Below are 24,138 nucleotides of genomic sequence, written 5' to 3' on the forward strand. Positions count from 1 at the left end.
CCCCCCGTTGCCGAAACTTCCCCTGTCCGATGCGGCCGCTACTCCGCCGTTCGATCGCGCGGGCGGTGGATGACGCCGCCGGTGAGCGGCGACGGCGCGCCCGTGGTGCCCGGGAAGGAGATCGGCAGGCCCTTCAACGTGCGCACCGCCATATAGGCAAAGCCCTCCGCCTCCATCGCGTCCCCGTTCCAGCCGAGCGTATCGACCGGCTGCGGCGGGAGGCCGGTACGCTCGGCGATCATCGCGAGCATCGTCGGATTGTGCCGCCCCCCGCCGGCAACGAGCAGGCGCGCGGGCCGCTGCGGCAGCAGCGTCAGTGCTTCGGCGATCGTGGCGGCAGTGAAGGCGGTCAGCGTCGCGGCGCCGTCTGCGCTCGCGAGGCCGCGCGCCGGCTGGATAGTGAAATCGTTGCGGTCGAGGGACTTGGGCGCAGGTTGCGCGAAAAAGGGATGGTCGAGCATCGCGGTCAGCACCGCCTCGTTCACGCGGCCCGACGCCGCAAGCGCGCCGCCCTCGTCGAAGCGCGCGCCCGTCTCGGCCTCCACCCAGCTGTCGATAAGGCCGTTCGCCGGGCCGGTGTCGAACGCCACCAGCGCACCGTCTGGGCCGATCCACGTGATGTTCGCGACGCCGCCGAGGTTCAGCACCGCCACCGGCCGCGGCTGCGAGGCGGTGAGCGCGGCGTGATAGACGGGGATCAGCGGCGCGCCCTGCCCGCCTGACGCGACATCCGCGCTGCGAAAATCCGCCACGGTGGTGATGCCGGTCGCATCGGCCAGCGCCTGGCCGTCCCCGATCTGCCACGTCCAGCCGCGATCCGAGCGATGCGCCACCGTCTGGCCGTGGAAGCCGATCACGTCGACCTTGTCCGCCGAAAGACCGGCATCGCGCAGGAGCTTCTGCACCGCGAAGACGTGGGTGCGGGTGATCAGCTCCGCCGCGGCGACGATCTCCGGGTTCTGCCGCGGCTTTTCGAAGGTAAGCGCCAGCGCCGTCGCGGCGGCGAGCTGCGCGCGCGCGGCATCCGAATAGGGCTCCCCGCGGAACGCGACCGCGCGAACCTCGCCCTCCCCGTCCGTCTCGATCAGCGCCGCATCGATCCCGTCGAGCGACGTCCCGGACATGAGACCAATCGCCAGCATCATTCCATTCCCGCTTCCAACCGCCCCCGCGGCACAAAGGCGAACTCATAAGTCGCGCATTTCGGCGGGGATATGGCAAATCGGCCAAAGGCGCATTATGTGCGCCGCCACTCATGGCAACGCGTCTTCCCTCACCGCCCCGCGTGGGCATGGTGTCGCTCGGCTGTCCGAAGAACCTCGTGGACAGCGAACGTATCCTGACCCAGCTGCGCGCAGACGGCTATCACATGTCCCCCGACTATGCCGGGGCGGACGTGGTGCTGGTCAACACCTGCGGCTTCCTCGATTCGGCCAAGGAGGAAAGCCTCGAGGCGATCGGCGAGGCCATCGCGGAAAACGGCCGCGTCATCGTCACGGGCTGCATGGGCAACGAGGCGGAGGTGATCCGCGCGCGCTTTCCCAACGTCTTGGCCGTCACCGGTGCGCACCAGTACGAACAGGTGGTGGAGGCGGTGCACGAGGCGGCGCCGGCGAACCTGTCACCGTACATCGATCTCGTGCCCGACGCCGGGCTGAAGCTGACGCCGCGGCACTACAGCTATCTGAAGATCTCCGAAGGCTGCAATCATCGCTGCGCCTTCTGCATCATCCCCTCGCTGCGCGGCGACCTCGTCAGCCGCCGGCCGGACGCGATCCTGCGCGAGGCGGAGAAGCTGGTCGCGGCGGGCACCAAGGAACTGCTGGTCATCAGCCAGGACACCTCGGCCTATGGCGTCGACCTGCGCCACGCGAGCTATCCGCTGAAGCCCAGCGCGCCCGGCGAGCCGCCGCGCGAGGTGCGCGCGCACATGACGGACCTGGCGCGCGAGCTGGGCCGGATCGCGCCCTGGGTGCGGCTGCACTATGTGTATCCCTATCCGCACGTCGACCATGTCATCCCGCTGATGGCCGAGGGGCTGATCCTGCCCTATCTCGACATCCCCTTCCAGCATGCCGCACCGAACGTGTTGCGCGCGATGAAGCGCCCGGCGAACGATGCCAAGGTGCTGAGCCGGATCCGAGCCTGGCGCGAGATCTGCCCGGACATCGCGATCCGCTCCACCTTCGTCGTCGGCTTCCCCGGCGAGACAGAGGCGGATTTCAACTACCTGCTCGACTGGCTGGACGAGGCACAGCTCGACCGCGTCGGCGCCTTCCGCTTCGAGCCCGTCGAGGGCGCGAGCGCGAACCTGCTGCCCAATCCGGTGCCGGAAGAGGTGAAGGAGGAGCGCTACGCGCGAATCATGGCCAAGACCGCGGCGATCAGCGCCGCCAAGCTGCAGGCGAAGATCGGTCGTACGTTCGAGGTGATCATCGACGCCGTGGGCGACGAAGGCGCCACCGGGCGCTCCTATGCCGATGCGCCGGAGATCGACGGCGAGGTGCATCTGCGCGATGCAGGCCACCTTTCCGAAGGCGATATCGTCCGGGTGACGATCGAGGATGCCGACGAACACGATCTGTTTGGCGTTCCCGCTTGACGCGTAGGCGCGCCCTGCTATCAGGCGCGCCTCGCCCGGCCGAACGGCCGCCGGCGGATGCCCTTGGGGCGGAGTAGCTCAGCTGGTTAGAGCAGCGGAATCATAATCCGCGTGTCGGGGGTTCAAGTCCCTCCTCCGCTACCATTCCCTGAATTGCTTACGGTTTGGCTCGCGCGCGCTCAATGGGCGCCCTGCCGACACGCCCAGCGCCAGCGCGTGGCCTGTCGTCAGTTTGCACCATCATTGCCGCGTTGCGCGGCGCCTAGGTGCTGACGATGGCAGTTGTGGATACTGCTTCTCCGTGCGGCACTCGGCCTAACTCGGATGCATCAGCCCTGGGCGGCCACTCAAATCGCCGAAGAGGTGATCGACGCGATGTTCGAGGCGGATCGCGGGTGTGACTCTGATCTGATCGCCATCGTCTTTTTTCGATGTCTTAAGCTCTTCAGCCGGGCACGACCACAATAGCCTTGTTTCTTCCAACGCACCCCAGTCATCATGATCAAGCGCAAGGGAACGAGCGGAAGCCCGGCAATTCCCCACGACGAATGAGATGGTGACTGTTGATATATATCTACAGCATCAGCGCTCATGCCGCGGCGCACCACGTGATTATGATCCCTGCCCGCAGCGTCACACCCAGCGGCCACATTGCGAAGCGGGCCTGTCTTCCTGTTATCGACCGCAGACGCGGGAAGCGTTGTGATAACACAACACTGCAGCAGTTAATCGGCAAAGTGCAGTGCCGGGAAAAGTAGCACTTTAGGTCATTTGCCAAATGCTGAAGCACCGCGCTGTCGCCAAAATGCAACATATCCGTCAAAGTGCGAGATGCGGCAGCTAGGCTGCATTGTTTAGCGGCGCTGCTGCAGTGCAAGGCAAAAGTGGGCCGGATCGGTCCCGAAGGTGTCACGGGGGTGGCATCTGTCGTATTGGGGGAAACAACAAATGGCATCTAAGATGCGCCATTATCTTTTGGCGTCGACCATCGCTGCAGGCGCGGTTTTCGCAGCTTTGCCTGCCGCCGCACAGGTCAGTGTTCCGGTGGAGGCATCGCCGGAAGCACAGAGCAATCAGGCCGAGGCCGCTGAAGGCCGCGAGGAAATCGTCGTCACCGGTTCGCGCATTGCGCGCCCCGATCTCGAAACGTCGAGCCCGGTCGCCGTCATCGGTCAGCAGGAACTGAACTTCCGCCAGCCGGGCACCGCGGAAGAGCTGCTGCGTGACTTGCCGGCGGTTCGTCCGTCGATCGGCCCGGGCGTGAACAACGGCTCGGGCGGCGCGGCGACGATCGATCTGCGCGGCATCGGCGTGGAGCGTACGCTCGTGCTGCTCGACGGCCGTCGTATCGTGCCGTTCGGGCTCGACGGCGTGGTCGATCTCAACACCATCCCGGTCGCGCTGCTCGATCGCGTCGACGTCGTCACTGGCGGTGCGTCGACCGTGTACGGTGCGGACGCGGTTGCCGGCGTCGTGAACTTCATCACGAAGCGCAACTTCAAGGGCGTCGACCTCAACGCCAATTATCGCATTTCCGAGCGTGGCGACGCAGCGCGCCTGCGTGCGGACCTGACGATGGGCGTCAACTTCGACGATGATCGCGGCAATGCCGTGCTCTCGATCGGCTACACCAAGTCGGATCCGCTGCTGCACACGCAGCGCGACATCAGCGCGGTGCCGATCAGCTCGGTGACCGGCCTCTATTCGGGCGCGACCGCGGCACAGGTGACGATCTTCGCCTCGCCGACCAATGCGGCGCTTGGCCTGCCGGCTGGCTCGAACCTTGGTGCGGTCGTCAACCCGACCACCGGCCTGCTGCAGACCGCGACCCCGGCCGACACCTACAACACCAACATCGGCACGTACTTCCAGACGCCGCTTAACCGCATCAACGTGTTCAGCAGCGCCCGGTATGAAATCACGCCGGCGATCGAAGCCTATGCCTCGGGTCAGTTCACCCGCAACGAGGTTCGCCTGCAGCTCGCCTCCTCGGGCACGTTCAGCAACACCTATCAGCTGCCGCTGAACAACCCGTACCTGCCGGCCGGCATCCGCAACCAGCTGTGCGCCGCATTTGACACCAACACGTCGCTTGCCGGCATCCAGCCGATCGCGCCGGCTGCTTGCGCTGCGGCGGCTGCCGTTCAGGGCGGGCCTGGCACGCCGGGCTACGTCGAAATCCCGGTCGTCGCGCAGCGCCGCTTCACGGAATACGGGCCGCGCGGCAACGTGGTCGAATCGCGCCAGTTCCAGGTCCAGGCCGGGCTGCGCGGCACGATCGTCGACGGTATCAAGTTCGACATCTCGGGCCAGTACGGCGAAACGACGCAGAACCAGACCCGCGAGAACTGGGGCTCCTTCTCGAAGGTGCAGCAGGCGCTTCGGGCCTACACCAACGCCGCCGGCACACCGGTCTGCACGAACACGGCGAACGGCTGCGTACCGCTCAACCTGTTCGGGCCGAACGGCAGCATCACGCAGGACCAGCTGGCGTTCATCGATCTCGACGCGCTGATCAACCGCAAGGTGACGCTGGGTGTCGTGACGGGCAGCATCTCGGGTGACCTGTTCGGTGCCACCTCGCCGCTCGCCAACGCACCGATCGGCTTCGCCATCGGCGGCGAATACCGTCGCATCACCGCCGAGAGCCTTCCGGACAACCCCAGCCAGATCCAGGGCGAAGTCCTCGGCACCGGCGCACGCACCCCGCCGGATCGCGGCGCGTACAGCGTGAAGGAAGTGTTCGGCGAGCTCATTGTCCCGCTGATCGAGAACAAGCCCTTCTTCTATCGCCTGACGGCTGAAGGCGGCATCCGCTATTCCGACTATACCACGACGGGCAGCAGCACGACGTGGAAGGCGGGCGGTAACTACGAGCCGTTCGAAGGCTTCAAGTTCCGCGGCATGTATCAGAAGGCAGTTCGCTCGCCGAACATCTCGGAGCTGTTCCAGTCTCCGGTGCAGGCGCTCGGCAACCTGACGAGCGATCCGTGCCAGGGCGCAGGGCCGGTGAGCAACGCGGCGCTCGCCGCGCTGTGCGTCGCGACCGGGGCTCCTCCGGGCACGATCGGATCGATCCCGGCGCCGACGTCGGGCCAGATCAACAACACCACCTCGGGCAACCGCAACCTCGATGTCGAGCGCGCGCGCACCTACACGCTGGGTGGTGTGATCTCGCCGCGCGAGTTCCTGCCGGGCTTCGCGTTCACGCTGGATTATTTCAACATCCGCGTGACCAATGCGATCACGCAGCCGGCGCAGGGCGACATCCTGAACGGCTGCTATTCGGCAGCGCTGAACCCGACCTTCACCTTCAACTCGTTCTGCGCGCTGATCGGACGTAATCCGCTCACCGGCACGCTGAACGGCGCGGGTGAGACGCCGGGCGTCATCCTGTCGTCGTCGAATCTCGGCGTGATCGAGACGGCGGGCTTCGACATCGGCGTCAGCCAGCGCGTGCGGCTGAGCGACCTGGGCATCAATAGCGAGGACGGCGCCTTCACCTTCGGGATGAACGCGACCCGCCTGAACTATTACCACTTCCAGGCGACGCCGAACGCGATCAACCGCGACTGCACCGGTTATTACAGCCCGAGCGGCTGCACCAACCCGCGTGCCAAGTGGAAGTGGAACGGGCGTGCGACGTACAGCACCAACCTGTTCGACGTGTCGCTGCTGTGGACCCACATCAGCCCCGTCTCGCTGGAGCCGTACCTCCCGACGCGTCTGCCGGGTAACACCCCGCAGCCGGGCGGCCCGAACCCGGCGCTGACCGGCAGCTCGAGCTTCGTGCTGAACGGCATCCAGTACACCAACGTGCCGACGGCTGGCGTTCAGCCGGCATTCCGCCGCATCAAGGCCTATGATTACTTCGATCTGGCCCTGCGGATCATGCCGACCGAGCAGTTCGAGCTGAGCCTCACGATCGACAATCTGTTCGATCGCGACCCGCCGCTCGTCGGTTCGGGCGTGGGTGGTACGTCGTTCAACAGCGGCAACACCTTCCCGACGCTGTACGATCCGATCGGTCGGGCGTTCACCGTGGGTGCGCGCGTGAAGTTCTGATCCCTTTCGCAAGGATCTGAAAAGCCGGGGGGCGGCGGTCTTCGGACCGCCGCCCTTTGTCGTTCCGGGCGGGCGTGATGGCGCGTTGGCGGCACCAAGGCCAGCGTCGCTCGTTCCTTCAGCGAAGGAGTGGACGATGCCCGATCACAAGCCAGACCAGCCCGAGCCGAGCGGTTTCCGGGAAAGCGCGAACCGTAGTGAGGACGCCGGCATCGCGGAGGAGACCGCTGCCGGTCAGGATACAGCACCAGCGGTCGATGGGGATTTAAGGCGCAGCGAGGATGAGAGCGAAGCCCACCCCAGCTGAGCGCTGCCTCAGCGGAACAGGTGGCGCGACAGCGGCTCCCACGGGCCGCCGCGATACCACCAGGCGGCTAGACCGATGATCGAGACCGGGCGTGCGACGAATCCGCGTGAGAGCTCGGCCAGCAGCGCTTTCGCTTCGCCTGGCGCGACCTTGTTCTGCACCGTCACATGCGGGCGCCAGCCGGCCTGATCCTGCGGCGTCAGCAGGCCGGTGAAGGCGTCGGCGATTCGCGCGCGCGCTGCCTCCAGATCGGGGCTGTGGATGCGATAGGCGACGCCTCGCCCCAGCGAGTAAGGCGCCGCGAGCGTCGCACGCGGCGCACCGACACCGCGCGCTTCTTCCTTCAGCCGCCATGAGACTTCATCGGCTGCGCTCGGCGGCAAATGGTGGAACATGGTGAGGTGCGCGGCGAGTTGGTTGCGCTCCGGCGGGAAGTGCGCCCGGCGTAGCGCATCGAACCACGCCTGATCCGCCTTGCCGAACAGCGCCGTCACGATGATCGGCGCGGCCTCAGCAGGCGAGAGCACGGCGCCCGTCAAATCTCGATCTGGCTGCCGAGTTCGACCACACGGTTGGTGGGCAAGCGGAAGAACTCCATCGCGCTTTCCGCATTGCGCAGCATCCACGCGAACAGCTTCTCGCGCCAGATCGCCATGCCCGGCCGGTCGGAAGCAAGCAGCGTCTGGCGCGACAGGAAGAAGCTCGTCTCCATCATGCGGAAGTCGTCGCCGCATTCGTGGAACGACTTGAGCGCCGCGGGGATATCAGGCGACTCCATGAAGCCGTAGCGCAGGATCACGCGGTGGAACCCCTCGCCCAGATCCTCGTGCAGGAACCGGTCGACTTCCGGGAAGTACGGCATGTCCGTCACCTTCACCGTCAGCAGGATGACGCGATCGTGCAGCACGCGGTTGTGCTTCAGATTGTGGAGCAACGCGTGCGGCACGCCATCGGGCGTCGACGTCATGAACACCGCGGTGCCGCCAACGCGAGTCGCGCTGTTCGCGGCGGAGTTAATGAACACCTTGATCGGCATCGCCCCCTCCCGCATCCGCTGCAGCATCAGCTTGCGCCCGGTCGCCCAGGTGGTGAGCAGGACGAAGACGATGATCGCAACGAGCAGCGGGAACCAGCCGCCGTCGGGCACCTTCGTCAGGTTCGACGAGAAATACAGCCCGTCGATCAGCAGGAAAGTGGCGATGAACGGCACCACCGTCCACGTCGGCCAGTGCCACACGCGCCGGATCAGCACCGCGACCATGCAGGTCGAGATGAACATCGTGCCGGTGACCGCGATGCCATAGGCGGCGGCGAGGTTCGAAGATTCGCGAAAGCCCAGGATCAGCAGCAGCACCATCGTCAGCAGCGCCCAGTTCACCGACGGAATGTAAATCTGCCCGGCAGCAGAGGCGCTGGTGTGCGAGATGCGCAGCCGCGGCATCAGGCCCAGCTGGATCGCCTGCTGCACCACCGAATAGGCGCCGGTAATCACCGCCTGGCTGGCGATGACGGTGGCAAGCGTCGCGAGGATGACGAGCGGCAGGCGCCAGCTTTCCGGCGCCATCAGGAAGAACGGGTTCTGCGCCGCGGTGGGATCCGACAGCAGCAGCGCGCCCTGCCCGAGGTAATTGATCATCAGCGCCGGGAACACCATCCACAGCCAGGCGAGCGCGATCGGGCGGCGGCCGAAATGGCCCATGTCGGCATAGAGCGCTTCTGCGCCCGTCACCGCCAGCACGACCGAGCCCAGCGCCAGGAACGCCAGCATGCCGTCCGTCGCCGCGAAGCGCACGGCCCAGCGCGGATCGAGCGCGAGCAGGATCTGCGGCTCGGCAATGATATGGCTGAGGCCAAGTCCCGCGAGGGTGACGAAATAGACCCCCATGATAGGCCCGAACAGCCGCCCCACCCGTGCCGTGCCGACCGACTGGAGATAGAACAGGCCGACCAGGATGGTGACCGAGATGGGGATGACGAAGCTGTCGAACCGTTGCTCTACCGTCGCCAAACCCTCCACCGCCGATAGGACGGAGATGGCCGGCGTGATCATGCAATCGCCGAAGAACAAGGCGGTGGCGAGCACGCCGAGCACGATCAACCCCGGTTCCCAGCGCTTGCCGGCCCCGCTGCGCCGCTGGATCAGCGCGAGCAGCGCCAGGCTGCCGCCCTCGCCATTATTGTCGGCGCGCAGGATCACCATGACGTATTTGAACGTCACGATCAGCACCAGCGACCAGAAGATAAGGCTGACGACGCCGAAGATATGAAGCTGATCGACCGCCAGAGGATGGTGGCCGACGAAGACTTCCTTCATCGCGTACAAAGGGCTCGTACCGATGTCGCCATAGACGACGCCGATCGCCCCCAGCGCCAGTTTTGCCAAACCGTCGTTGTGGTGGTGGTGATCGTGCCCGGCGGGCACGGTTGCGCTGTCGGTGGTGGTCACCGGCTAGTCGCTGGACTCAGGGTCACGGGAAAAGAAACCGCCATCATCCTGTCGAAGCCTCGGCGCGCCTAGCACCGGGCAGAGCCCGCCGCAAAGGGAACGTTGCGAGAACATAGGTGTTGGATGTGCCGAAAGGAAGATGTCCATGGCCGATGCCGATCCAAAGACCCAACCCTTCTCCAATGCAGAGAAGGATCCTGACGACTGGACCACTGGCGACGAGCCGATGACGGGCGCGCAGGCAAGTTATTTGAAGACGTTGAGCGAAGAAGCAGGCGAGACGTTCGACGACTCGCTCACCAAGGCGGACGCGTCAAAGCGGATCGACGCGCTGCAGGAGAAAACCGGCCGGGGCAAATAGGCCCGGCCGCTTCGTCGATCAGGGCTGCGGCGCGGGGGAACCGGCGGCGCGGGCGCGCTCGATCTGCTCGCTCGCCGCGATATAGCGATCGAGCATAGCGAGTTGCCCCGCGATCGTGTCGCGATAGTCGGCGCCCGGCGCCGACAACGCGACGGCGCGGGCGATGAGCCGCCGTGCCGTCGCGAGGTCACCCGAGCGCAGATAGGAAAGGCCGGCGTAATAAGGCGGCGCGGGATGGTTCGGCGCCAGCTTAAGCGCGCGGCCGAACGCGAGCTTCGCTGCCGGCGACAGCTGGTCATTGTCGAGCAGCGCTAGGTTCGTGCCAAGCTGCGTCCATAGGATGTAGCTGCCCGGAATCGCCCTGACGCCGCCAAGCACCACGTTGGCGGCGGCGCGGCGGTTGCCGGTGCGCAGCATCGCATCGGACGCGACGAGATAGGCGGTGTCGGCGGTGAAGCGACCCATCAGGCGATCGCGCAACGCGATCGATTCGGGATCGATCTCCATAGTGTCGGCTTGCGGGCGCGCGGGCGACGCGGCCAAGGCCGGCCTGCCCTGCCAGGCGTAGCCCGCCGCGCCGAGGAACAGCGCCGCCCCAGCGAACGACCAGACGAACCGCGGCAGGCGCAGAAGAAGCAATGCACCGAAGGCCAAGGCGCCGACGATCGCGAGTGCGACGAAGCCGCTCACGGTTCCAGGCTCGTCGTCTCGTGCATCTTCCCGGCAAGCTGCGGCGGCATGTACTTCTCGTCATGCTTGGCGAGCAGGTTCGTGGCGACGAACAGGCCGTCGGGGCGGAAGCTGCCTTCGGCCACCACGCCCGAATTTTCGCGGAACAGGTCAGGCACGATGCCCGCGAAGGTCACCGGCGTCATCGCCTTGCCGTCCGTCACCCGGAACTGCACCGTCACGCCGTCCGCCGCGCGCGACACCGATCCCGCCGCGACCATGCCGCCGAGGCGAACGGCCCGGTCGGAAGACAGGACCTCGCGCGTCACGTCCGAGGGCGCATAGAAGAATGCTGCCTGGTCGCGCAGGCCGGAAAGTGCGAGCAGCGCCGCAATGGCGATCGCCACCACGGCTGCCCCCGCGAGCGCCAGTCGCTGATGCTTTGCCTTCATCGGTCCGATTTTTCCGCGCGGCGCATCGCGCGCCAGCTCAACAGGGCAACGATCGCCGTTCCCCCCAGGGATACCGCGTAGGCGGCAAGGACATAGGGCCAGGCGTTCATGCGGTTGCCCGCCGGCGCATCCGCGCTTCTGCCTTGGCAGTCGCGAGCATCGCGCGCATCCGCATCAGCACGATGGCGCCGAACAGCAGGCTGAAGCCCAGCGCCATGATCGGCAGTGGCCACAGAATCGAGGTGTCGATGCTGGACTTGGTGAGGCCGATGCTGGGCCCCTGGTGCAGCGTGTTCCACCACACCACCGAATAACGGATGATCGGCAGCAGCACCGTGCCCGCGATGCCGAACAGCGCCGGGATGCGGCCGTCTCCGCCGCGCTCGCGGTCCGCCATCGTCAGCGCGATATGGCCGAGATAGACGAAGAACAGCAGCAGCATCGACGTCAGCCGGCCGTCCCACTGCCAATACGTGCCCCAGGTGGGCCGGCCCCAGATCGCGCCGGAAACCAGGCAGATGGCAGCAAAGGTTGCGCCCGGCACGGCAATCGCGCGCGCGGCAACCTCTGCCAGTGGATGGCGCCAGACGAGATAGGCGATGCTGGCGATGGCGATGCCGCTCCACCCGCCCATGCCAAGCCAGGCGGCGGGCACATGGACGTACATGATGCGCACCGATTCGCCCTGCAGGTAATCCGGCGGCGTCTGCGTGAGCCCGGCCCAGCAGCCGATGGCGACCAGCACCGCGCCGGCCCAGAAGAGCAGCGGCGTGAGCGGGCGCGCAATCTTCAGGAAACGCGCAGGGTTGGCGAAGGCATGAAGGGCGGGCACGACGGATCACCCCTTATGGCGAAATTTGCCGGACGTCATCCGCTAGGTACCGGGGAAGCGACCGTCTGGTCGCTTCCGTCACGGCAAACACGGGTCCGGCGATGGTTCAGCCGCGGCCGATCAGCCGCTGCGCGATCCGATCGGCGACTTCGGAGATCGGGTCCCCGCTCGCCTGGCTCTCGTCCCACACCTCGATGAGGCGTTCCGGGATGCGGGCGATGCGCGCCATCACCTCGGCCTCGTCGCCGTGGCCGAGATATTCCAGCCCGACGTTGATGATGCCGCCGGCGTTGATGACGTAATCGGGCGCATAGAGGATGCCGCGTTCGTGCAGGCGGCGCCCGTCCTCACGCGTCGCAAGCTGGTTGTTCGCCCCGCCGGCGACAACCTTCACCTTCAGCGCATCGATCGACTTCTCGGTCAGCACCGCGCCAAGCGCGTTCGGGCTGACCAGATCGACGTCCGCAGCAAGGATCGTCTCGGTTGGCGCGGTCGTCGCGCCAAGTTCCGCGGCGAGCGCGTCGGCGCGCGCCTGGTTCACGTCAGCCAGCGTCAGGATCGCGCCGTCCGCGGCGAGCAGCTTCGCAAGTCCGCCGCCGACCGAGCCGACACCCTGGATCGCGACCCGCACGCCCTTCATGTCGGTCGCGCCAAGGCCGCGCTTCGCCGCCGCCTTCACGCCGAGATAGACACCGTGCGCGGTGTAAGGGCCGGGATCACCGCCCGCCGCGCCGCTGGCCACAGGCAGGCCGGAGACGTAGCGTGTTTCCTCCGCAATCACCTTCATCCGCGCTTCGGACATGCCGACATCTTCCGCCGTCACATAGCGGCCGACGAGCGACTCGACGGCACGGCCAAAGGCACGCAGCTGCGCTTCGGTGATCGTCGCACCCGGCGCGTCGGCCAGCACCACGCCCTTGCCGCCGCCAAGCTCCAGACCCGCCATGGCGTTCTTGAAGCTCATGCCGCGCGACAGGCGAAGTGCATCGGTGATGGCGCTCGTGTGATCGGCGTAATGCCAGAAACGCACGCCGCCCGCCGCCGGGCCAAGCGCGGTCGAATGAACCGCGATTACTGCCTGAAGACCGGATGCCGGATCGGTAAAAAGATGGACGCCTTCATGGTCGTCGAAATCGGGGAGGCCCCACGCGGTCATGTCATTCCCGGGGAAAAGAATGGGGCGATCGACGGGACTTGAACCCGCGACCCTCGGTACCACAAACCGATGCTCTAACCAACTGAGCTACGATCGCCGCAAGAGAGCGCGCCCCTACGGCTAGGGCGCGGAAGCGTCAAGCTTGCGGCGCGAGAATTCTGTGGTTGCCGCGCCGATCAACGGTGCGGCAATCAGAAACGCCCCTCGATCGCCAGTTCCATGCCGTTCGTCGTCTGGACGAAGCCCGCGCCCTGCAGCCGCGCAGTCGCGGCCGGGTCGCCGGGTTGCAGCGTGAGTTCAACGCGGTAGCGGCCGTCCGGCCACAGGCGGATCGTGCTCCCCTCGCCGCCCGCCGCGCTGGTCAGCGGCAGCAGCAAGGCGCCGCCGTCGCAGCGCGCCGTGCCGGTCAGCGCCGCCGGCACCGGCAGCCCGCCGATCTCACCCCCCAGCGTCGCTCGCACCCGGCCCTCCGCCCGCTCGCAGAAGTCGCCGCGGAACCGCACCGTCACTTCATCGAGGTTCAGCGTGGTGACCGGCAACGGGCGAAAGGCCGTGCCAACCGGCAGCGTCGCGCTGATCCCGTCCAGTTCGAACGTATGACGCGTGATGCCAATCGCGCCCGCGAGTTGCGGGGCGGGCGGCGGCGCGCTGCCGCGCAGATGCACGCGGGCACGGCCGAGCAGCAGCTGGAGCGGCGATACGCCGGCCGAAAGATCCCCAAGCACGATATCGCCGAACCGCGCCTCACGCAGGCTGCCGGCCCAGATGCTGCCCCGCACCTCGCGCGCGGTCATCCCCTGTTCCGCCAGCCCCAGCCAGCCGAGCGCGAGCCTGAGCGGCAGGAAGGCGATCATCGCCGCGACGAAGAAGGCGAGGAACAGTGCGCCGGGGCCGGTCGCCAGCCGGATCCGCCTCATGCCGCGCGTCCCTTCAGCGTCAGCGTCGCTGCCACCGTGCCGTCACCATTGCCGGTGATGCTCGACGAATCGACCAATATGCCATCGGCCTCCAGCCCGGCGATCCAGGCGAGCAGCGCTCCGGGCTTGGCCGTCGCGATCGTGATGCGCACCCGTGCGCCATCGGGATCGAGGCTGGCGAGCGCAAAGCCGGCCTCGTCGGCGCGCATCCGCACCGCATCGGCGATCGGCCCTTCCAGCGGGCGAACGCGCCCGCGCTGCAGCGCCTTCACCGCCGCCACCTGCCGCTGCACCTCGCCCAGCCGGATGGTGGCCGCGATCTGGCGCTCGCGCGTCGATTCGAGGCCATCGCGCACCGGGCGGATGATCCCGGCCCAGACGATCGTCACCGCCAGCAGCGCCAGCATCACCAGGATCAGCCGCTTCTCGCGTAGCGACCGACCATTGTACCACGTGATCAGCCCGGTCATGGCACACTCACCGTCACATCGCCGCGCAGCCGCTCGCCATTCGCCTCGAAGGTGCTGGCCGTCACGCGAAAGCCCATGTTGCGAAGTCGGGCCACCAGCTGGTTCGCCTGCGCCTCGCCCTGTGCGGCGATGGTGACGCGGCACTCGCCGGTCGGCTCGAAGGCCAACGCAACGATCTCCGTCCCGGCGATACCACGCACCGCATCCGCCACCGCAGCCGTGGTCGCCGTAAACCCGGCACCTGGGCCACGCAGGTCGGAGAGCCGCTCGGCGAGCAGCCGGTCCGCATCCCCCTGGTCGGCACCCCGCGGCAGGCCGCTGCGCGCCAGCACCTCAGCCTTCGCCTCGGCGGCATCGGCAGCGATCGAATACTTGGCGATCCGCGCAAGGTCGATAACCAGCGTCACCAGCAGGATCAGCGCGCCAAGCGCGGCCAGCCGGCGCACCAATCGCCAGTCGATCGCCCGCCGCTTGCGCCGCGCGAACGGCCCCTGGCGCAGATCGAGCACGGGCCGGGCGGCCGCAGCTGCCACCGCCGCGTCGAGCGCATCGCGCGTCAGCGTCTCGGGTGGATCACCGGTGATGAGCTCGGTCAGCCGCGCCTCGTCGGCAAAGCCGCTCGCGGTGCCGCGCACCACCGACTGGCCGCCGATATTCGCCCGCACGAAGCCGCTCTCCGGCCGCGGCAGCAGCAACGGCGCAGGCAGGATCGCAACGGGATCGATCCCGAGGGCGGCGAAGGATGCCAACCAGCCGCGCATCCGCGCACCGGCGACGACGCCGATCGGCCGTTCCTCCTGCCCCTCGTCACCGACCGCGACATGCAGATCGTCAAGCGGCCCGGCCACCGCGTCCATCACGAGGATGCGCGCCGCCGCACTCGCCTGCGCGGGGGAGCGGGCCGGCAGCACCGCCCAGTGAAGCGTCACCGCATCCGCCGGCGCGACACCGATCACCGCCCCAAGATCGCCATCCGGCAGCCCCTCGCCGCCGCTCACGATGCTGTCCTCGCCAGTGCGCAGCCAATGCCACGGATCGTCGACATGGGCGGGAAGGAAGATCATCGTCGTCATGTCGCCTCCCCCCATTGCCGCGAGACGAGCCGCGCGGGAAGCGTGGTCGCGTCGATCAGCGCCCGCTCCGAAAGATCGCTGCCTGCGACGCTCACATCAACGGTGAGATCGAACCAGCTGGTCTTCACGCCCGTCTGCTGCTCGGCCGCCGGATCAGCGGTGATGCCGGACGCGGCATAGATCTTCCAGAAATCCTGCGTATCGGCAAAGCCGCCCGGCGGCCGGCGCAGCAGCCCCGCGGCGGCGCCCGCCACGCCCAGCGTATCGGGCAGCAGCATCGCGATCAGCGGCGCCTGTTCGGGCATCAGCGTGTTGACGTTGATCGTCGCGCGGGTGGTGCGTGGCAAAGTGCACAGCCATGGCCGCAGCCGCTGATAGGCCTCGTCCGTTACGCCAGCGACCGCGCGCAGCTCGCTCGGGTCCGCCATCAGCGTGCCGGCGGTGCGATACGGCGTCGCGAGGCCAGTATAGGCACTGTCTTCCGCGCCGCCGGCCAGAGGCTGATCATCGCTGTCGATCCAGTCCGCCGCCGCGGCCGCGATCGCGTCGCCGCCCGGCACGTTCAGCAACCTCGCAAGCCGTGCGAACTGGGTGATCGTCGTCGGATCCGCCACATACGTGCCATCAAGATCGCTCACCAGGCTATTGAGATTGAAGCAGTTCCCTCCGTCCTTGACGCGCGCGACGGCACGTCCGTTCGGAAGGGGGATAGTGTAGGGCCGGTTGCTCCAGCCGCCATCCAGCGTCACCCGATCCGGGTTCTGCCGCAGCAGATCGGAGACGCGGCTGGTCGCCAGCGCCTCCGCTGCGAAGGCAAGTCCGCGCGCCTGATCGAGCGCGACGGCATTGGCCGTCAGCCTGGTCGACAGGCGAAGCCGCTCGAGAGCGGTAGCCGCCATCACCGCGATCACGGCGACGAGCAGCAGCACGGTAAGCAGCGCCGCGCCCCGCTCCCCCGGCCTGCCTGGGGGGGGCTCACGACGCATCGGTCGGCACCTTCGGCACGGGGGGCGCCCCGCTCCCGACGAGGAACAACTGGCGGAACACGGCACCGTCGGCGCGCTGCACCACCAGTTCCAGCGCCTGCGGCAGCGGCGCGGTGGCGCCATCCCAGCGATCGCTCCAGCCACCTGAAATGCGATAGCGCAACGAGGCGCGCTGCACGCCCGCCAGCACCGGCACCGGCGTCAATGCGGCGGCGCCGTCCACCATCGGCCAGGCGATCCGCTCCAGCGCGTCACCGTTCACGCGATAGCTCACCTTCTGCAGCGCGGATCGCGGCTGTCCGTCGATATTGGTCCAGCCGTTGCGCACGAAGGTGACGCTGGCCGCATCGCCGACAAAGGCCGGCAGCAACGTACCACGCTCGTCACGGGCGGGGCGGTTCACCGCCTGCGCCAAATCCGATGCGAGCAGCGACGACTGCCGCGCGAGCGCGCCGATATCGTCCAGCCGTGCGGTCGTCGCGCCCTGTGCACGCACGCTGACGGCCAGCAGCGCAACGCCCGCCGAGGCGATCAGCCCGAAGATCATCAGCGCGACCATCACCTCGACCAAGGTGAAGCCGTTGCGGACCGGCGAGGCCCGCGCGCGCCGCCGCGTCACGAGACGGTCACTTCGGGCTGCTCCTGGCGAATCATCGTCAGCCGGCCGAGCGCGCGGCCCCCGGCGTCGCTCACCGCGACATCGATCCGCAGCACGCGCGAGTCGCCGGTGGGGCGGACGTCGCGGGTCCAGCGCCATGCGCGGCCCCCGTTCTGCTCGACGCCGGTGGCTCGCCCCAGCGCCGGCGCGCGCGCCGCCGTCACCGCATCGATCGCGACGTTGCGCGCGACCATCTGCGCCATGACGGTATCTCCGAGGATCGCAGTCGAGCGCACCGTCGCCCCCTGCAGCCGGATCAATGCCAACGCGGCGAGGCTGAACACCGCCAGCGCCACCATCACCTCGACCAGGGTGAAGCCCCGATCGCTGATGTTGCCCCGATCTGCCCCCCCGCGCCGCATCTCAGCTGTCGACCTTCGCGCGCCCGTCCGCGCCGATCGAGACGGTCACGCGGGTGCGGTCACGACGCAAAAGGACGCTTAGCGGTCGATCGGTCATGCCCATCGGATCGAACGTCACGCGGGTGCGCTCCCGGATCACGGCCTGCGTGCCCTCACCCCAATTGGCGACGCGCAGCGGCTTGTCCGCCAGCGCCACCCAGCGCCCGTCACGGCGCTCGTCGAAGCCATAGCCGGTCGGCGTCACCCAGACGCTGACCGGGCGGCCGGTAATAACCGCCGAATCCTGCGCCGCCCGAACGCGGGCGGCAAAGCGCGCGCCCTCGTCAACCAGGCGCCCGCGCGGATCCGGCATCGCCAGCACGGCGGCCGCGGAGGCAAGGCCGATCACGGTCAGTACGACCATCAGCTCGACGAGCGTGAAGCCGCGTTCGGCCGCAGGGCGGCTATTGCCAGGAGCCGATATCGGCATTGATCCCCTCGCCGCCTTCCTGCCCGTCGGCGCCGTTGGTCCAGACGTCCGCCGCGCCGTGCTTTCCGGGCGACGCATAAAGATACGGCCGGCCCCAAGGATCGTCCGGCAAGCGCTTGATATAACCGCCCGGTTGATAGGCGGCCGGGTTGGCAAGGCCGGCGGGCGGGCTTGTCAGTGCGGCAAGGCCCTGCGCGGTCGTCGGGTAATTGTTCTGCTGCAGCCGGTACATCTCCAGCGCCTGCTCGATCGTCGCGATATCCGCCTTCGCCTTCTGCACCCGCGCCGTGTCCCCCGACGGGATGACGTTGAGCGCGACGATCGTCGCCAGAAGGCCGATGATGACGATCACGACCATCAGCTCCACCAGGGTGAAACCGTTCTTCTTCCGACGCTTGTGGGCTTCTTTTCGCATCATCTCTCTCATTGGCCGGCAAGGGTGTTGAGTTGCAGGATCGGGAGCAGGATCGATAGCACGATCGTCGCCACCACGCCGCCCATGACGACAATGATCGCGGGTTCGAGCAGCGACATGGCGGTGGCGGTGAAGCGATCGAACTCGCGCTCCAGATAGTCGGCGGCGCGCTCCAGCATCTCGTCCAGCCGCCCCGCCGCCTCGCCGGAGGCAGCAAGATAGATCAGCAGCGGCGGGAAGACGGCGGCACGGCGCATCGCCGCCGAGAGGCTGCCGCCGGCGCGGATCGAATCGGTGATTTCGTCGGATGCGGCGCGAAGCCGCCGGTTGTGGATCGTCCCCGCCGTGAGCGACAAACCCTCCAGCAGCGGCAGGCGGCTTGCCACCATCGTGCCGAGCGTACGCGCCATCCGCGCGGCGTGAAGATCACGCAGCAACCGCCCCAACAGCGGCACGCGCAGCAGCCACGTGTCGAACGCGAGCCGGATCGGCGGCTGGCGCAGCGCGACGACTAACAGCCCGACCATCGCCGCAGCCGCCAGAAGCATCAGCCACCACCAGCCGACCAGCACGTCCGAAAGCCCAATCACCAGCCGGGTGAGCAGCGGAAGCTCCTGTCCCATCGTGTCGAACTGCTCCACGACCTGCGGCACGACGAACATCATCAGCGCCGTGACGACACCCATCGCAACGACGGCAAGAATGATCGGATAAGCCAGCGCCGTCAGGAGCTTGCCACGGATCTCTGCCTGACGCTCGAGGAGCGCGGAGAGCCGCTCGAGGATCGTCGGCAGGGTGCCGGAGCTTTCGCCGGCGGCCACCATCGCGCGGTATAGTGGCGGGAAGCTCTTGGGCTCACGCGCCATGGCATCCGCGAGCCGCCGCCCCTCGACGACGCCGGCGTGAACCGCCTGCACGATCTCGCGCACCTTTTCCTGCTCGGTCTGGCGCGTGATCGTTCGGAGCGACTCTTCGAGCGGGGAAACGAGCGACAGGGTCGCGAGCTGGCGCGTGAACAACGTCAGCTGCTTGGCCGACATCTTGGGGCGGCCCAGCTGCAGCCCGAACAGCGGGCGCCCACGTGCGGCGGGGGCGCTGCCCGGTTCAATCCGAACGACGTATAGCCGTCGCCGGTCGAGCATCGCGCGCGCCGTCTCGGCGTCGACCGCCGCGACATGCCCGCGCGTTTCCTGTCCGCGCGTGTCGATCGCGAGATAATCGAAGTCAGGCACCGGGCTGACCCGAACGCACGCCGCAGCCGGAAGCGTTGCGATCAGCCATCGCTGTCACGGCGCGACACGCGCACCGCTTCCTCCGGCGTCGTCACGCCCTGTTCCACCATGCGCCTGGCCGCCGCCGCGAGCGTTTCGCCGCGCGTGAAGGCGTGCGCAGCGATCGCCGTCTCGTCCGCGCCGTCGTTGATCAGCCGCCGCACCGTCTCGTCGATGCGGATCGCCTCGAACACGCCGACGCGGCCTTTGAAGCCGGTGCCGTTGCATTCCGCGCAGCCCACCGGTTCGTACACCGTGACCTCGCGCGCGATGCCCAACAGCGACGCCACCGTGTCCCCAGCCGGAACCGCGCGACGGCATTCCGGGCACAGCCGCCGCACCAGCCGCTGCGCGATCACCGCGCGCAAGGTGGAGGCGAGCAGGAACGGCTCCACGCCCATGTCGCGCATGCGGGTAATCGCGCCCACGGCGTCATTGGTATGGACGGTGGACAGCACCAGATGCCCGGTCAGCGAGGCCTGCACTGCGATCTCCGCCGTCTCGCGATCGCGGATTTCGCCCACCATCACCACGTCCGGATCCTGGCGCAGGATCGCGCGGAGGCCGGCGGCAAAGGTGAGTCCCACCTTCGCGTTGACCTGCATCTGACCGACGCCGTCGACGGCATATTCGACCGGGTCCTCGACGGTCAGGATGTTGCGGCTGCCATCGTTCAGCATGCGCAGCGCGGCGTAGAGCGTCGTGGTCTTGCCGCTGCCGGTCGGGCCGGTGACGAGGACGATGCCGTTCGGCTCATGGATCGCCGCGTCGAGCATGCCGTGCATCCGCGGATCCATGCCCAGCGCGTTCAGGTCGATCCCCGCCTTGTCCTTGTCGAGGATACGCAGCACCACGCGCTCGCCCGCGCGGTTCGGCAGCGTGGAGACGCGCACGTCGAGCAGCTTGCCGCCCAGCGTCAGCCCCATGCGCCCGTCCTGCGGCACGCGCCGCTCGGCGATGTCGAGCCGCGCCATCACCTTGATCCGGCTGACGACGACGGGCGCGACATGCGGCGGCATGCGCAGTGTCTCGCGAAGCACACCGTCGATCCGCATCCGCACGACGAGGCCGCTCTCATACGGCTCGATATGGATGTCGGACACGTCGTGGCGGGCCGCGTCGGCGATCACGCCGTTGATCAGGCGGATAGCGGGTGCATCGTCCGCCGTATCGAGCAGGTCCTCGGCGGTCGGGATGCCGTCGGCGAGCAGGTCGAGCTCGTCGCCCATGCCAACCGCGGCGAGCGCGGTCGCCTGCCCGTCCATCGCGTAATTGTCACCCAGCAGCCGGTCGAAGGCAGCGGGCTCCAGCACCGTCACATCGAACGGGCGGCCAAGCACGCGGCGCACCTCGATCAGTGCGCGCGGGTCTGCCCCTTCACGCAGCGCAACGCCCTCGCCTGACAGCGTCACGCCGAACTTGCGCGCGAAGGCATAGGGAAGCGCGACGGGCGCAAGCGCCTCCGCCTCCAGCTCCGCGCCCAGCCGCAACACCGGCTCCGGCAGCGGCTGCGCCCCCGCGATCGGCAGCGGCAACGGATCGCTCACGCCCCGCCCCGGCCTGCGCGCACGATCAAGCACCAAGGCGCGCGCGCGATCAATTGCCGCGCCGCTTGATCGTGACGGTGGAATTGCGTTGCACAGGCACGTTCACGCGCGGGTCCTCGATATTCCCCGGCACCGGCGCGCTGGGGATCGGCGGGGCGGCGCCCATGTAATCGCGCACCAGCTGGTCGATCGAGGGCTCGCGGCCGGGATCCTGCACCCCCTGCTCCAGCCTGAGATATCCGTAACGTTGCTCGGTCACGCGGCGCGTGTCCTGCGGCGTGCGCAGGATCGTCGGGCGGATGAACACCATGAGGTTCGTCTTCGTCCGCTGCCGGCCCTTGGAGCGGAAGAGATTGCCCAGCACCGGAATGTCCCCGAGGAACGGCAGCTTCTCCAGCGTGCGGCGCTCGTCGTCGCTCAGCAGGCCGCCGATGATCGCGATCTGCCCGTCGTCCACGGTCAGCGTCGTCTCCACCTCGCGCTTGTTGAGGATGAGATCCGAATTGTCGTCGCTGACGGGCCCGGCGATCGAGCTCACCTGCTGGTGGAGGAACAGCTTGATCGAGCCGGAGGAATTCACCTGCGGCCGCACTTCCAGCTGGATGCCGACATTCTCGCGCTGCACGGTGCGAAAGGCATTGTCGAAATTCTGGCTCAATGCCTGGCCCGTGGTGATCGGGATTTCCTGGCCAACAAGAATGCGCGCTTCCTGGTTGTCGAGCGTGATGAGGCTGGGTGCCTGCAGCAGGTTCGACGTCGTGTCGCTCTTCACCGCGTTGATGATCGCGCCGAAGATCGTGTCCCCGCCGATATTGCCGCCGAACCCGCCGAAGCCACCCCCAGCGCCCAGGATCGAGCTGACCGCCTGCTGCGCCAGCGCATCGCTGATCGAATTGTCGGTGGTCGTCGTCGTGGTGGTGCCATTCACCGTGGTGGTCGTCGTCGCCAGGCTCCGAGCCCCGATCGCCCCGGCGATCGAAAGCAGGTTCGGCGCCGAATTGGAAAAGCTAGTCGCGCCGAACGCGCCGCCGGAAAGGCTGCCGAGCAGGAACTGGAAGCCGAGCCGGCTCGCCGTCTGGTCGGAAACTTCGGCGACGATCGCCTCGACCAGCACTTGCTCGCGCCGCGTATCGAGCTGGCGCACGACCTCGGCCAGCTGCCGCTGGATATCGGCCGGGGCGGCGATGACGATCGCATTGGCGCCGACGAAGCGGGTGACCACGGCGGGCGCCCTGCCCCCCTGCGCCTGCACCGCCGCCTGGCCGCTCGCGCCGCCGCCCGGGGCCGCCTGGCTCTGCTGCTGGCTGGCGCCGCCGCCGCCGATGCTAGGCTGGCCGGTGCCGCTGCCGCCATTGGCACTGGTGCCGAAGTTCGACTGGCTCAGCGTCGTTTGCGGCACGGAATCAGGGGTTTGGCCGACGAGTTGCTGAAGCACTGGCAGGAGCTGCGCGGCATCGGCGTTCTCCAGGAACACGACGCGGATTTCGGTGCCGCTCTTCGCCTTCTGATCGAGATCGAGCGCAACCTGCGCCAGCCGCGCGACCGTCGACGGATCGCCGCGCAGCGCGATCGAATTGGCGCCTTCCACTGCCACCACGCTGGTCGTCTGCGTCGATCCCTGCGCCGGCGTGCCCACCAGCCCTTGCAGCGCCGTGGCGATATCGCGCGCGCCGGCGTTCTTCAAAGCAATCACGCGCGTCGAATTATTGTCGGTATCGATCCGGCGCAGCACTTCGCGCACGCGGCGGACGTTGTCGGCAAAATCCGCGATGACGATCGAGTTGCCGCCGCGATTGGCGCTGACCGAGCCTTGCGGCGACACGAGCGGCCGCACCGTATCGACCGCCGATTGCGCATCGACCGCTGACAGGCGGACGATTTCCGTCACGAACTGGTTGCGCGCGGCGCCGGCGCTGCCGACCCGCCCGGGCTGGGCGGCGGCATTCTCGATCGGCTGGACGCGCAGCGCACCGGTCGCGGTGGGCACCGTGACCAGCCCGTTGGCGCGCAACGTGGAGAGGAACACCTCGAAATATTCCGAGCGGCTGAGCGGCCGGTCGGTCACCACCGTCACCTTGCCCTGCACCCGGCTGTCGATGATGAAGGTGCGTCCCGTCACCTTGGCGGCATCGGCGATGAAGGCGCGGATATCCGCGTCCCGCACGTTCAGCGTCGTCTGCGCCGCGGCCTGCGTCGCCAGGACGAGCGCCAGTGCCGGCGCTAACAGCAATCGCTTCATCGGCCGGCCACCTGCACGCTCAGCGGCAGGCTCTGCCCGCCCCGGTTCACCGTCATCGTCAAGGTGCCACCCCCGCTAAATTGCGCGGCGAGCCGCTCCACGTCGGACGGCCCCTGCACCGGCCGCCCCCCGATTTCGATGATGATGTCGCCTTCGCGCAAGCCTGCGGCGCGGAACGCCGCGCCCGTGCCCTGCGGCCGAACGACAAGGCCGTTGATCCGGCCTCCTTCGACGCGTGGAACGAAGCCGATATCGTCCTGGAACTGCTGCACGGTGATGCCGCCCGCCCCGGCCTGCACCGGCTCGGACGCGAACGATCCGCCGTCCGACACCGGCAGCGCAGCCCCGGCGCCCGCCGCCCCGGCCGATTGATCGAGGAACAAATCCTCGCGCACCCCGCCGCGCTCGATCGTCACATGATCGAACGCGACTTCCCTCAGCACCACGCCCGGAATGATCTCTTCTCCCACCGCGATGCTCTTCTGCACCCCGTCAGGCCCGGCGAGGATCGCCGAGCCGCGGCCCATTGCCTCGTCGATGCGCGTGCCGAACAGCTTGAGCTGGAGCGAGGTGACCACCGCCGGGCCGCCCTGCGTGCCCCCGATGCGATAGAACGGATCGAACCCACGCAGCACCTCGCCCGGCGCGGCCGGCAGAGTCACCCCGGCAGGCCGCCAGTCCCCCAGCGGCGACACCGGGGTCAGCACCGTCCACACCAGCCGCGCGCATTGCACGGCAAGCACGCCAAGCAGAACCAGCTCGGCCAGCGAATAGACGTTGACGGCGGGCATCCGCCGCAGAAGCGCCCGCGCACGAGCGTCGAAACTCAATCGCATGGACC

The 24,138-nt window shown here is 67.9% G+C and carries 23 protein-coding genes and 2 tRNA genes; 5 read left to right on the forward strand and 20 right to left on the reverse strand.

All coding sequences use genetic code 11. The annotated features are described in order from the left end of the window. Nucleotides 1-38: 38 nt before the first annotated feature. A complete protein-coding gene (locus ACH0AE_RS08330; protein ID WP_294443681.1) occupies nucleotides 39-1,142 on the reverse strand; it encodes an anhydro-N-acetylmuramic acid kinase in 1,104 nt (367 codons plus the stop codon). Nucleotides 1,143-1,255: 113 nt separating this feature from the next. On the opposite strand from ACH0AE_RS08330, the gene rimO reads away from it, so the two are divergent. The 4 genes from rimO (at nucleotide 1,256) to ACH0AE_RS08350 (ending at nucleotide 6,974) form a co-directional block, all read left to right on the forward strand. Continuing rightward, the gene (gene rimO, locus ACH0AE_RS08335) at nucleotides 1,256-2,602 is read left to right on the forward strand and encodes a 30S ribosomal protein S12 methylthiotransferase RimO (protein WP_294443682.1); all 1,347 of its coding nucleotides are present in this window, start codon (nucleotides 1,256-1,258) and stop codon (nucleotides 2,600-2,602) included. Nucleotides 2,603-2,669: 67 nt separating this feature from the next. Further along, a tRNA-Met gene (locus tag ACH0AE_RS08340) sits at nucleotides 2,670-2,746 on the forward strand. Nucleotides 2,747-3,562: 816 nt separating this feature from the next. Further along, complete coding sequence (locus ACH0AE_RS08345; protein ID WP_294443683.1) at nucleotides 3,563-6,667, forward strand: TonB-dependent receptor domain-containing protein; 3,105 nt, start codon at nucleotides 3,563-3,565, stop codon at nucleotides 6,665-6,667. Nucleotides 6,668-6,803: 136 nt separating this feature from the next. Beyond that, the gene (locus ACH0AE_RS08350; protein WP_294443684.1) at nucleotides 6,804-6,974 is read left to right on the forward strand and encodes a hypothetical protein; all 171 of its coding nucleotides are present in this window, start codon (nucleotides 6,804-6,806) and stop codon (nucleotides 6,972-6,974) included. 8 nt (nucleotides 6,975-6,982) lie between these two features. On the opposite strand, the gene ACH0AE_RS08355 is transcribed toward ACH0AE_RS08350, so the two are convergent. Continuing rightward, the gene (locus tag ACH0AE_RS08355; protein ID WP_294443685.1) at nucleotides 6,983-7,501 is read right to left on the reverse strand and encodes a 2'-5' RNA ligase family protein; all 519 of its coding nucleotides are present in this window, start codon (nucleotides 7,499-7,501) and stop codon (nucleotides 6,983-6,985) included. Between the two features lie 8 nt (nucleotides 7,502-7,509). Further along, nucleotides 7,510-9,420: a potassium transporter Kup gene (locus tag ACH0AE_RS08360; RefSeq protein WP_406875635.1), complete on the reverse strand. Its 1,911-nt coding sequence runs from the start codon at nucleotides 9,418-9,420 to the stop codon at nucleotides 7,510-7,512. 145 nt (nucleotides 9,421-9,565) lie between these two features. Between ACH0AE_RS08360 and ACH0AE_RS08365 the strand changes: the two genes are divergently transcribed. Beyond that, nucleotides 9,566-9,781, forward strand: coding sequence for a DUF3072 domain-containing protein (locus tag ACH0AE_RS08365; protein ID WP_294443686.1), 216 nt, complete (start codon nucleotides 9,566-9,568; stop codon nucleotides 9,779-9,781). Between the two features lie 18 nt (nucleotides 9,782-9,799). Here ACH0AE_RS08365 and ACH0AE_RS08370 read toward each other — a convergent pair whose 3' ends face one another. The 17 genes from ACH0AE_RS08370 to ACH0AE_RS08450 all read right to left on the reverse strand — a co-directional run bounded on the left by ACH0AE_RS08370 (nucleotide 9,800) and on the right by ACH0AE_RS08450 (nucleotide 24,133). Continuing rightward, a complete protein-coding gene (locus ACH0AE_RS08370) occupies nucleotides 9,800-10,471 on the reverse strand; it encodes a hypothetical protein (RefSeq protein WP_294443687.1) in 672 nt (223 codons plus the stop codon). Next, nucleotides 10,468-10,902, reverse strand: coding sequence for a cytochrome c maturation protein CcmE (ccmE, locus tag ACH0AE_RS08375; protein ID WP_294443688.1), 435 nt, complete (start codon nucleotides 10,900-10,902; stop codon nucleotides 10,468-10,470). Before ccmE ends, ACH0AE_RS08370 begins: the two co-directional genes overlap by 4 nt. A gap of 106 nt (nucleotides 10,903-11,008) precedes the next feature. Further along, complete coding sequence (gene ccmC / locus ACH0AE_RS08380; protein ID WP_294443690.1) at nucleotides 11,009-11,734, reverse strand: heme ABC transporter permease CcmC; 726 nt, start codon at nucleotides 11,732-11,734, stop codon at nucleotides 11,009-11,011. A 106-nt stretch (nucleotides 11,735-11,840) separates the two neighbouring features. Further along, nucleotides 11,841-12,890: a Glu/Leu/Phe/Val dehydrogenase gene (locus ACH0AE_RS08385; protein ID WP_294443693.1), complete on the reverse strand. Its 1,050-nt coding sequence runs from the start codon at nucleotides 12,888-12,890 to the stop codon at nucleotides 11,841-11,843. A 20-nt stretch (nucleotides 12,891-12,910) separates the two neighbouring features. Beyond that, nucleotides 12,911-12,987 (reverse strand) — tRNA-His (locus ACH0AE_RS08390). A 94-nt stretch (nucleotides 12,988-13,081) separates the two neighbouring features. Beyond that, nucleotides 13,082-13,807, reverse strand: coding sequence for a type II secretion system protein N (locus ACH0AE_RS08395; RefSeq protein WP_294443694.1), 726 nt, complete (start codon nucleotides 13,805-13,807; stop codon nucleotides 13,082-13,084). After that, nucleotides 13,804-14,277 (reverse strand): type II secretion system protein GspM, encoded by a 474-nt coding sequence (gene gspM / locus ACH0AE_RS08400; RefSeq protein ID WP_294443695.1) that lies wholly within the window; start codon nucleotides 14,275-14,277, stop codon nucleotides 13,804-13,806. Before gspM ends, ACH0AE_RS08395 begins: the two co-directional genes overlap by 4 nt. Continuing rightward, nucleotides 14,274-15,350 carry a type II secretion system protein GspL gene (gene gspL / locus ACH0AE_RS08405; protein ID WP_294443696.1) on the reverse strand — a complete coding sequence of 359 codons (1,077 nt, stop codon included), beginning with the start codon at nucleotides 15,348-15,350 and terminating at the stop codon, nucleotides 14,274-14,276. Before gspL ends, gspM begins: the two co-directional genes overlap by 4 nt. Next, nucleotides 15,347-16,336: a type II secretion system minor pseudopilin GspK gene (gene gspK / locus ACH0AE_RS08410; RefSeq protein ID WP_294443697.1), complete on the reverse strand. Its 990-nt coding sequence runs from the start codon at nucleotides 16,334-16,336 to the stop codon at nucleotides 15,347-15,349. The genes gspL and gspK overlap by 4 nt, the downstream gene beginning before the upstream one ends. After that, nucleotides 16,326-16,955 (reverse strand): type II secretion system minor pseudopilin GspJ, encoded by a 630-nt coding sequence (gspJ, locus tag ACH0AE_RS08415; RefSeq protein WP_294443698.1) that lies wholly within the window; start codon nucleotides 16,953-16,955, stop codon nucleotides 16,326-16,328. The genes gspK and gspJ overlap by 11 nt, the downstream gene beginning before the upstream one ends. Further along, nucleotides 16,952-17,356, reverse strand: coding sequence for a type II secretion system minor pseudopilin GspI (gene gspI / locus ACH0AE_RS08420; protein ID WP_294443699.1), 405 nt, complete (start codon nucleotides 17,354-17,356; stop codon nucleotides 16,952-16,954). The genes gspJ and gspI overlap by 4 nt, the downstream gene beginning before the upstream one ends. A 1-nt stretch (nucleotide 17,357) precedes the next feature. Then, nucleotides 17,358-17,825, reverse strand: a complete 468-nt coding sequence (locus ACH0AE_RS08425; protein WP_294443700.1) for a GspH/FimT family pseudopilin — start codon at nucleotides 17,823-17,825, stop codon at nucleotides 17,358-17,360. Next, nucleotides 17,800-18,240, reverse strand: a complete 441-nt coding sequence (gene gspG, locus ACH0AE_RS08430) for a type II secretion system major pseudopilin GspG (RefSeq protein ID WP_294443701.1) — start codon at nucleotides 18,238-18,240, stop codon at nucleotides 17,800-17,802. The genes ACH0AE_RS08425 and gspG overlap by 26 nt, the downstream gene beginning before the upstream one ends. Before the next feature lie 8 nt (nucleotides 18,241-18,248). Next, entirely contained in the window at nucleotides 18,249-19,472 is a 1,224-nt protein-coding gene (gspF, locus tag ACH0AE_RS08435; RefSeq protein WP_294443702.1) for a type II secretion system inner membrane protein GspF, read from the reverse strand. Nucleotides 19,473-19,513: 41 nt separating this feature from the next. Then, nucleotides 19,514-21,016, reverse strand: a complete 1,503-nt coding sequence (locus ACH0AE_RS08440) for a GspE/PulE family protein (protein WP_406875680.1) — start codon at nucleotides 21,014-21,016, stop codon at nucleotides 19,514-19,516. Between the two features lie 91 nt (nucleotides 21,017-21,107). After that, the gene (gene gspD / locus ACH0AE_RS08445) at nucleotides 21,108-23,297 is read right to left on the reverse strand and encodes a type II secretion system secretin GspD (RefSeq protein WP_294443703.1); all 2,190 of its coding nucleotides are present in this window, start codon (nucleotides 23,295-23,297) and stop codon (nucleotides 21,108-21,110) included. Continuing rightward, nucleotides 23,294-24,133: a type II secretion system protein N gene (locus tag ACH0AE_RS08450; protein ID WP_294443704.1), complete on the reverse strand. Its 840-nt coding sequence runs from the start codon at nucleotides 24,131-24,133 to the stop codon at nucleotides 23,294-23,296. The genes gspD and ACH0AE_RS08450 overlap by 4 nt, the downstream gene beginning before the upstream one ends. Between the last annotated feature and the right edge of the window lie 5 nt (nucleotides 24,134-24,138).

This window comes from Sphingomonas sp. 179-A 2A2 NHS, assembly GCF_045371305.1.
Lineage (GTDB): Bacteria > Pseudomonadota > Alphaproteobacteria > Sphingomonadales > Sphingomonadaceae > Sphingomonas.

Coding starts and splice junctions, on each gene's coding strand:
- gspI (WP_294443699.1), bottom strand. CDS start 17,356: ATGCGGCGCGGGGGGGCAGATCGGGGCAACATCAGCGATCGGGGCTTC.
- ACH0AE_RS08385 (WP_294443693.1), bottom strand. CDS start 12,890: ATGACCGCGTGGGGCCTCCCCGATTTCGACGACCATGAAGGCGTCCAT.
- ACH0AE_RS08425 (WP_294443700.1), bottom strand. CDS start 17,825: ATGCCGATATCGGCTCCTGGCAATAGCCGCCCTGCGGCCGAACGCGGC.
- gspM (WP_294443695.1), bottom strand. CDS start 14,277: ATGACCGGGCTGATCACGTGGTACAATGGTCGGTCGCTACGCGAGAAG.
- rimO (WP_294443682.1), top strand. CDS start 1,256: ATGGCAACGCGTCTTCCCTCACCGCCCCGCGTGGGCATGGTGTCGCTC.
- gspG (WP_294443701.1), bottom strand. CDS start 18,240: ATGCGAAAAGAAGCCCACAAGCGTCGGAAGAAGAACGGTTTCACCCTG.
- gspD (WP_294443703.1), bottom strand. CDS start 23,297: ATGAAGCGATTGCTGTTAGCGCCGGCACTGGCGCTCGTCCTGGCGACG.
- ACH0AE_RS08345 (WP_294443683.1), top strand. CDS start 3,563: ATGCGCCATTATCTTTTGGCGTCGACCATCGCTGCAGGCGCGGTTTTC.
- ACH0AE_RS08450 (WP_294443704.1), bottom strand. CDS start 24,133: ATGCGATTGAGTTTCGACGCTCGTGCGCGGGCGCTTCTGCGGCGGATG.
- ACH0AE_RS08395 (WP_294443694.1), bottom strand. CDS start 13,807: ATGAGGCGGATCCGGCTGGCGACCGGCCCCGGCGCACTGTTCCTCGCC.
- gspK (WP_294443697.1), bottom strand. CDS start 16,336: ATGCGTCGTGAGCCCCCCCCAGGCAGGCCGGGGGAGCGGGGCGCGGCG.
- ACH0AE_RS08330 (WP_294443681.1), bottom strand. CDS start 1,142: ATGCTGGCGATTGGTCTCATGTCCGGGACGTCGCTCGACGGGATCGAT.
- ACH0AE_RS08350 (WP_294443684.1), top strand. CDS start 6,804: ATGCCCGATCACAAGCCAGACCAGCCCGAGCCGAGCGGTTTCCGGGAA.
- gspL (WP_294443696.1), bottom strand. CDS start 15,350: ATGACGACGATGATCTTCCTTCCCGCCCATGTCGACGATCCGTGGCAT.
- ccmE (WP_294443688.1), bottom strand. CDS start 10,902: ATGAAGGCAAAGCATCAGCGACTGGCGCTCGCGGGGGCAGCCGTGGTG.
- ACH0AE_RS08365 (WP_294443686.1), top strand. CDS start 9,566: ATGGCCGATGCCGATCCAAAGACCCAACCCTTCTCCAATGCAGAGAAG.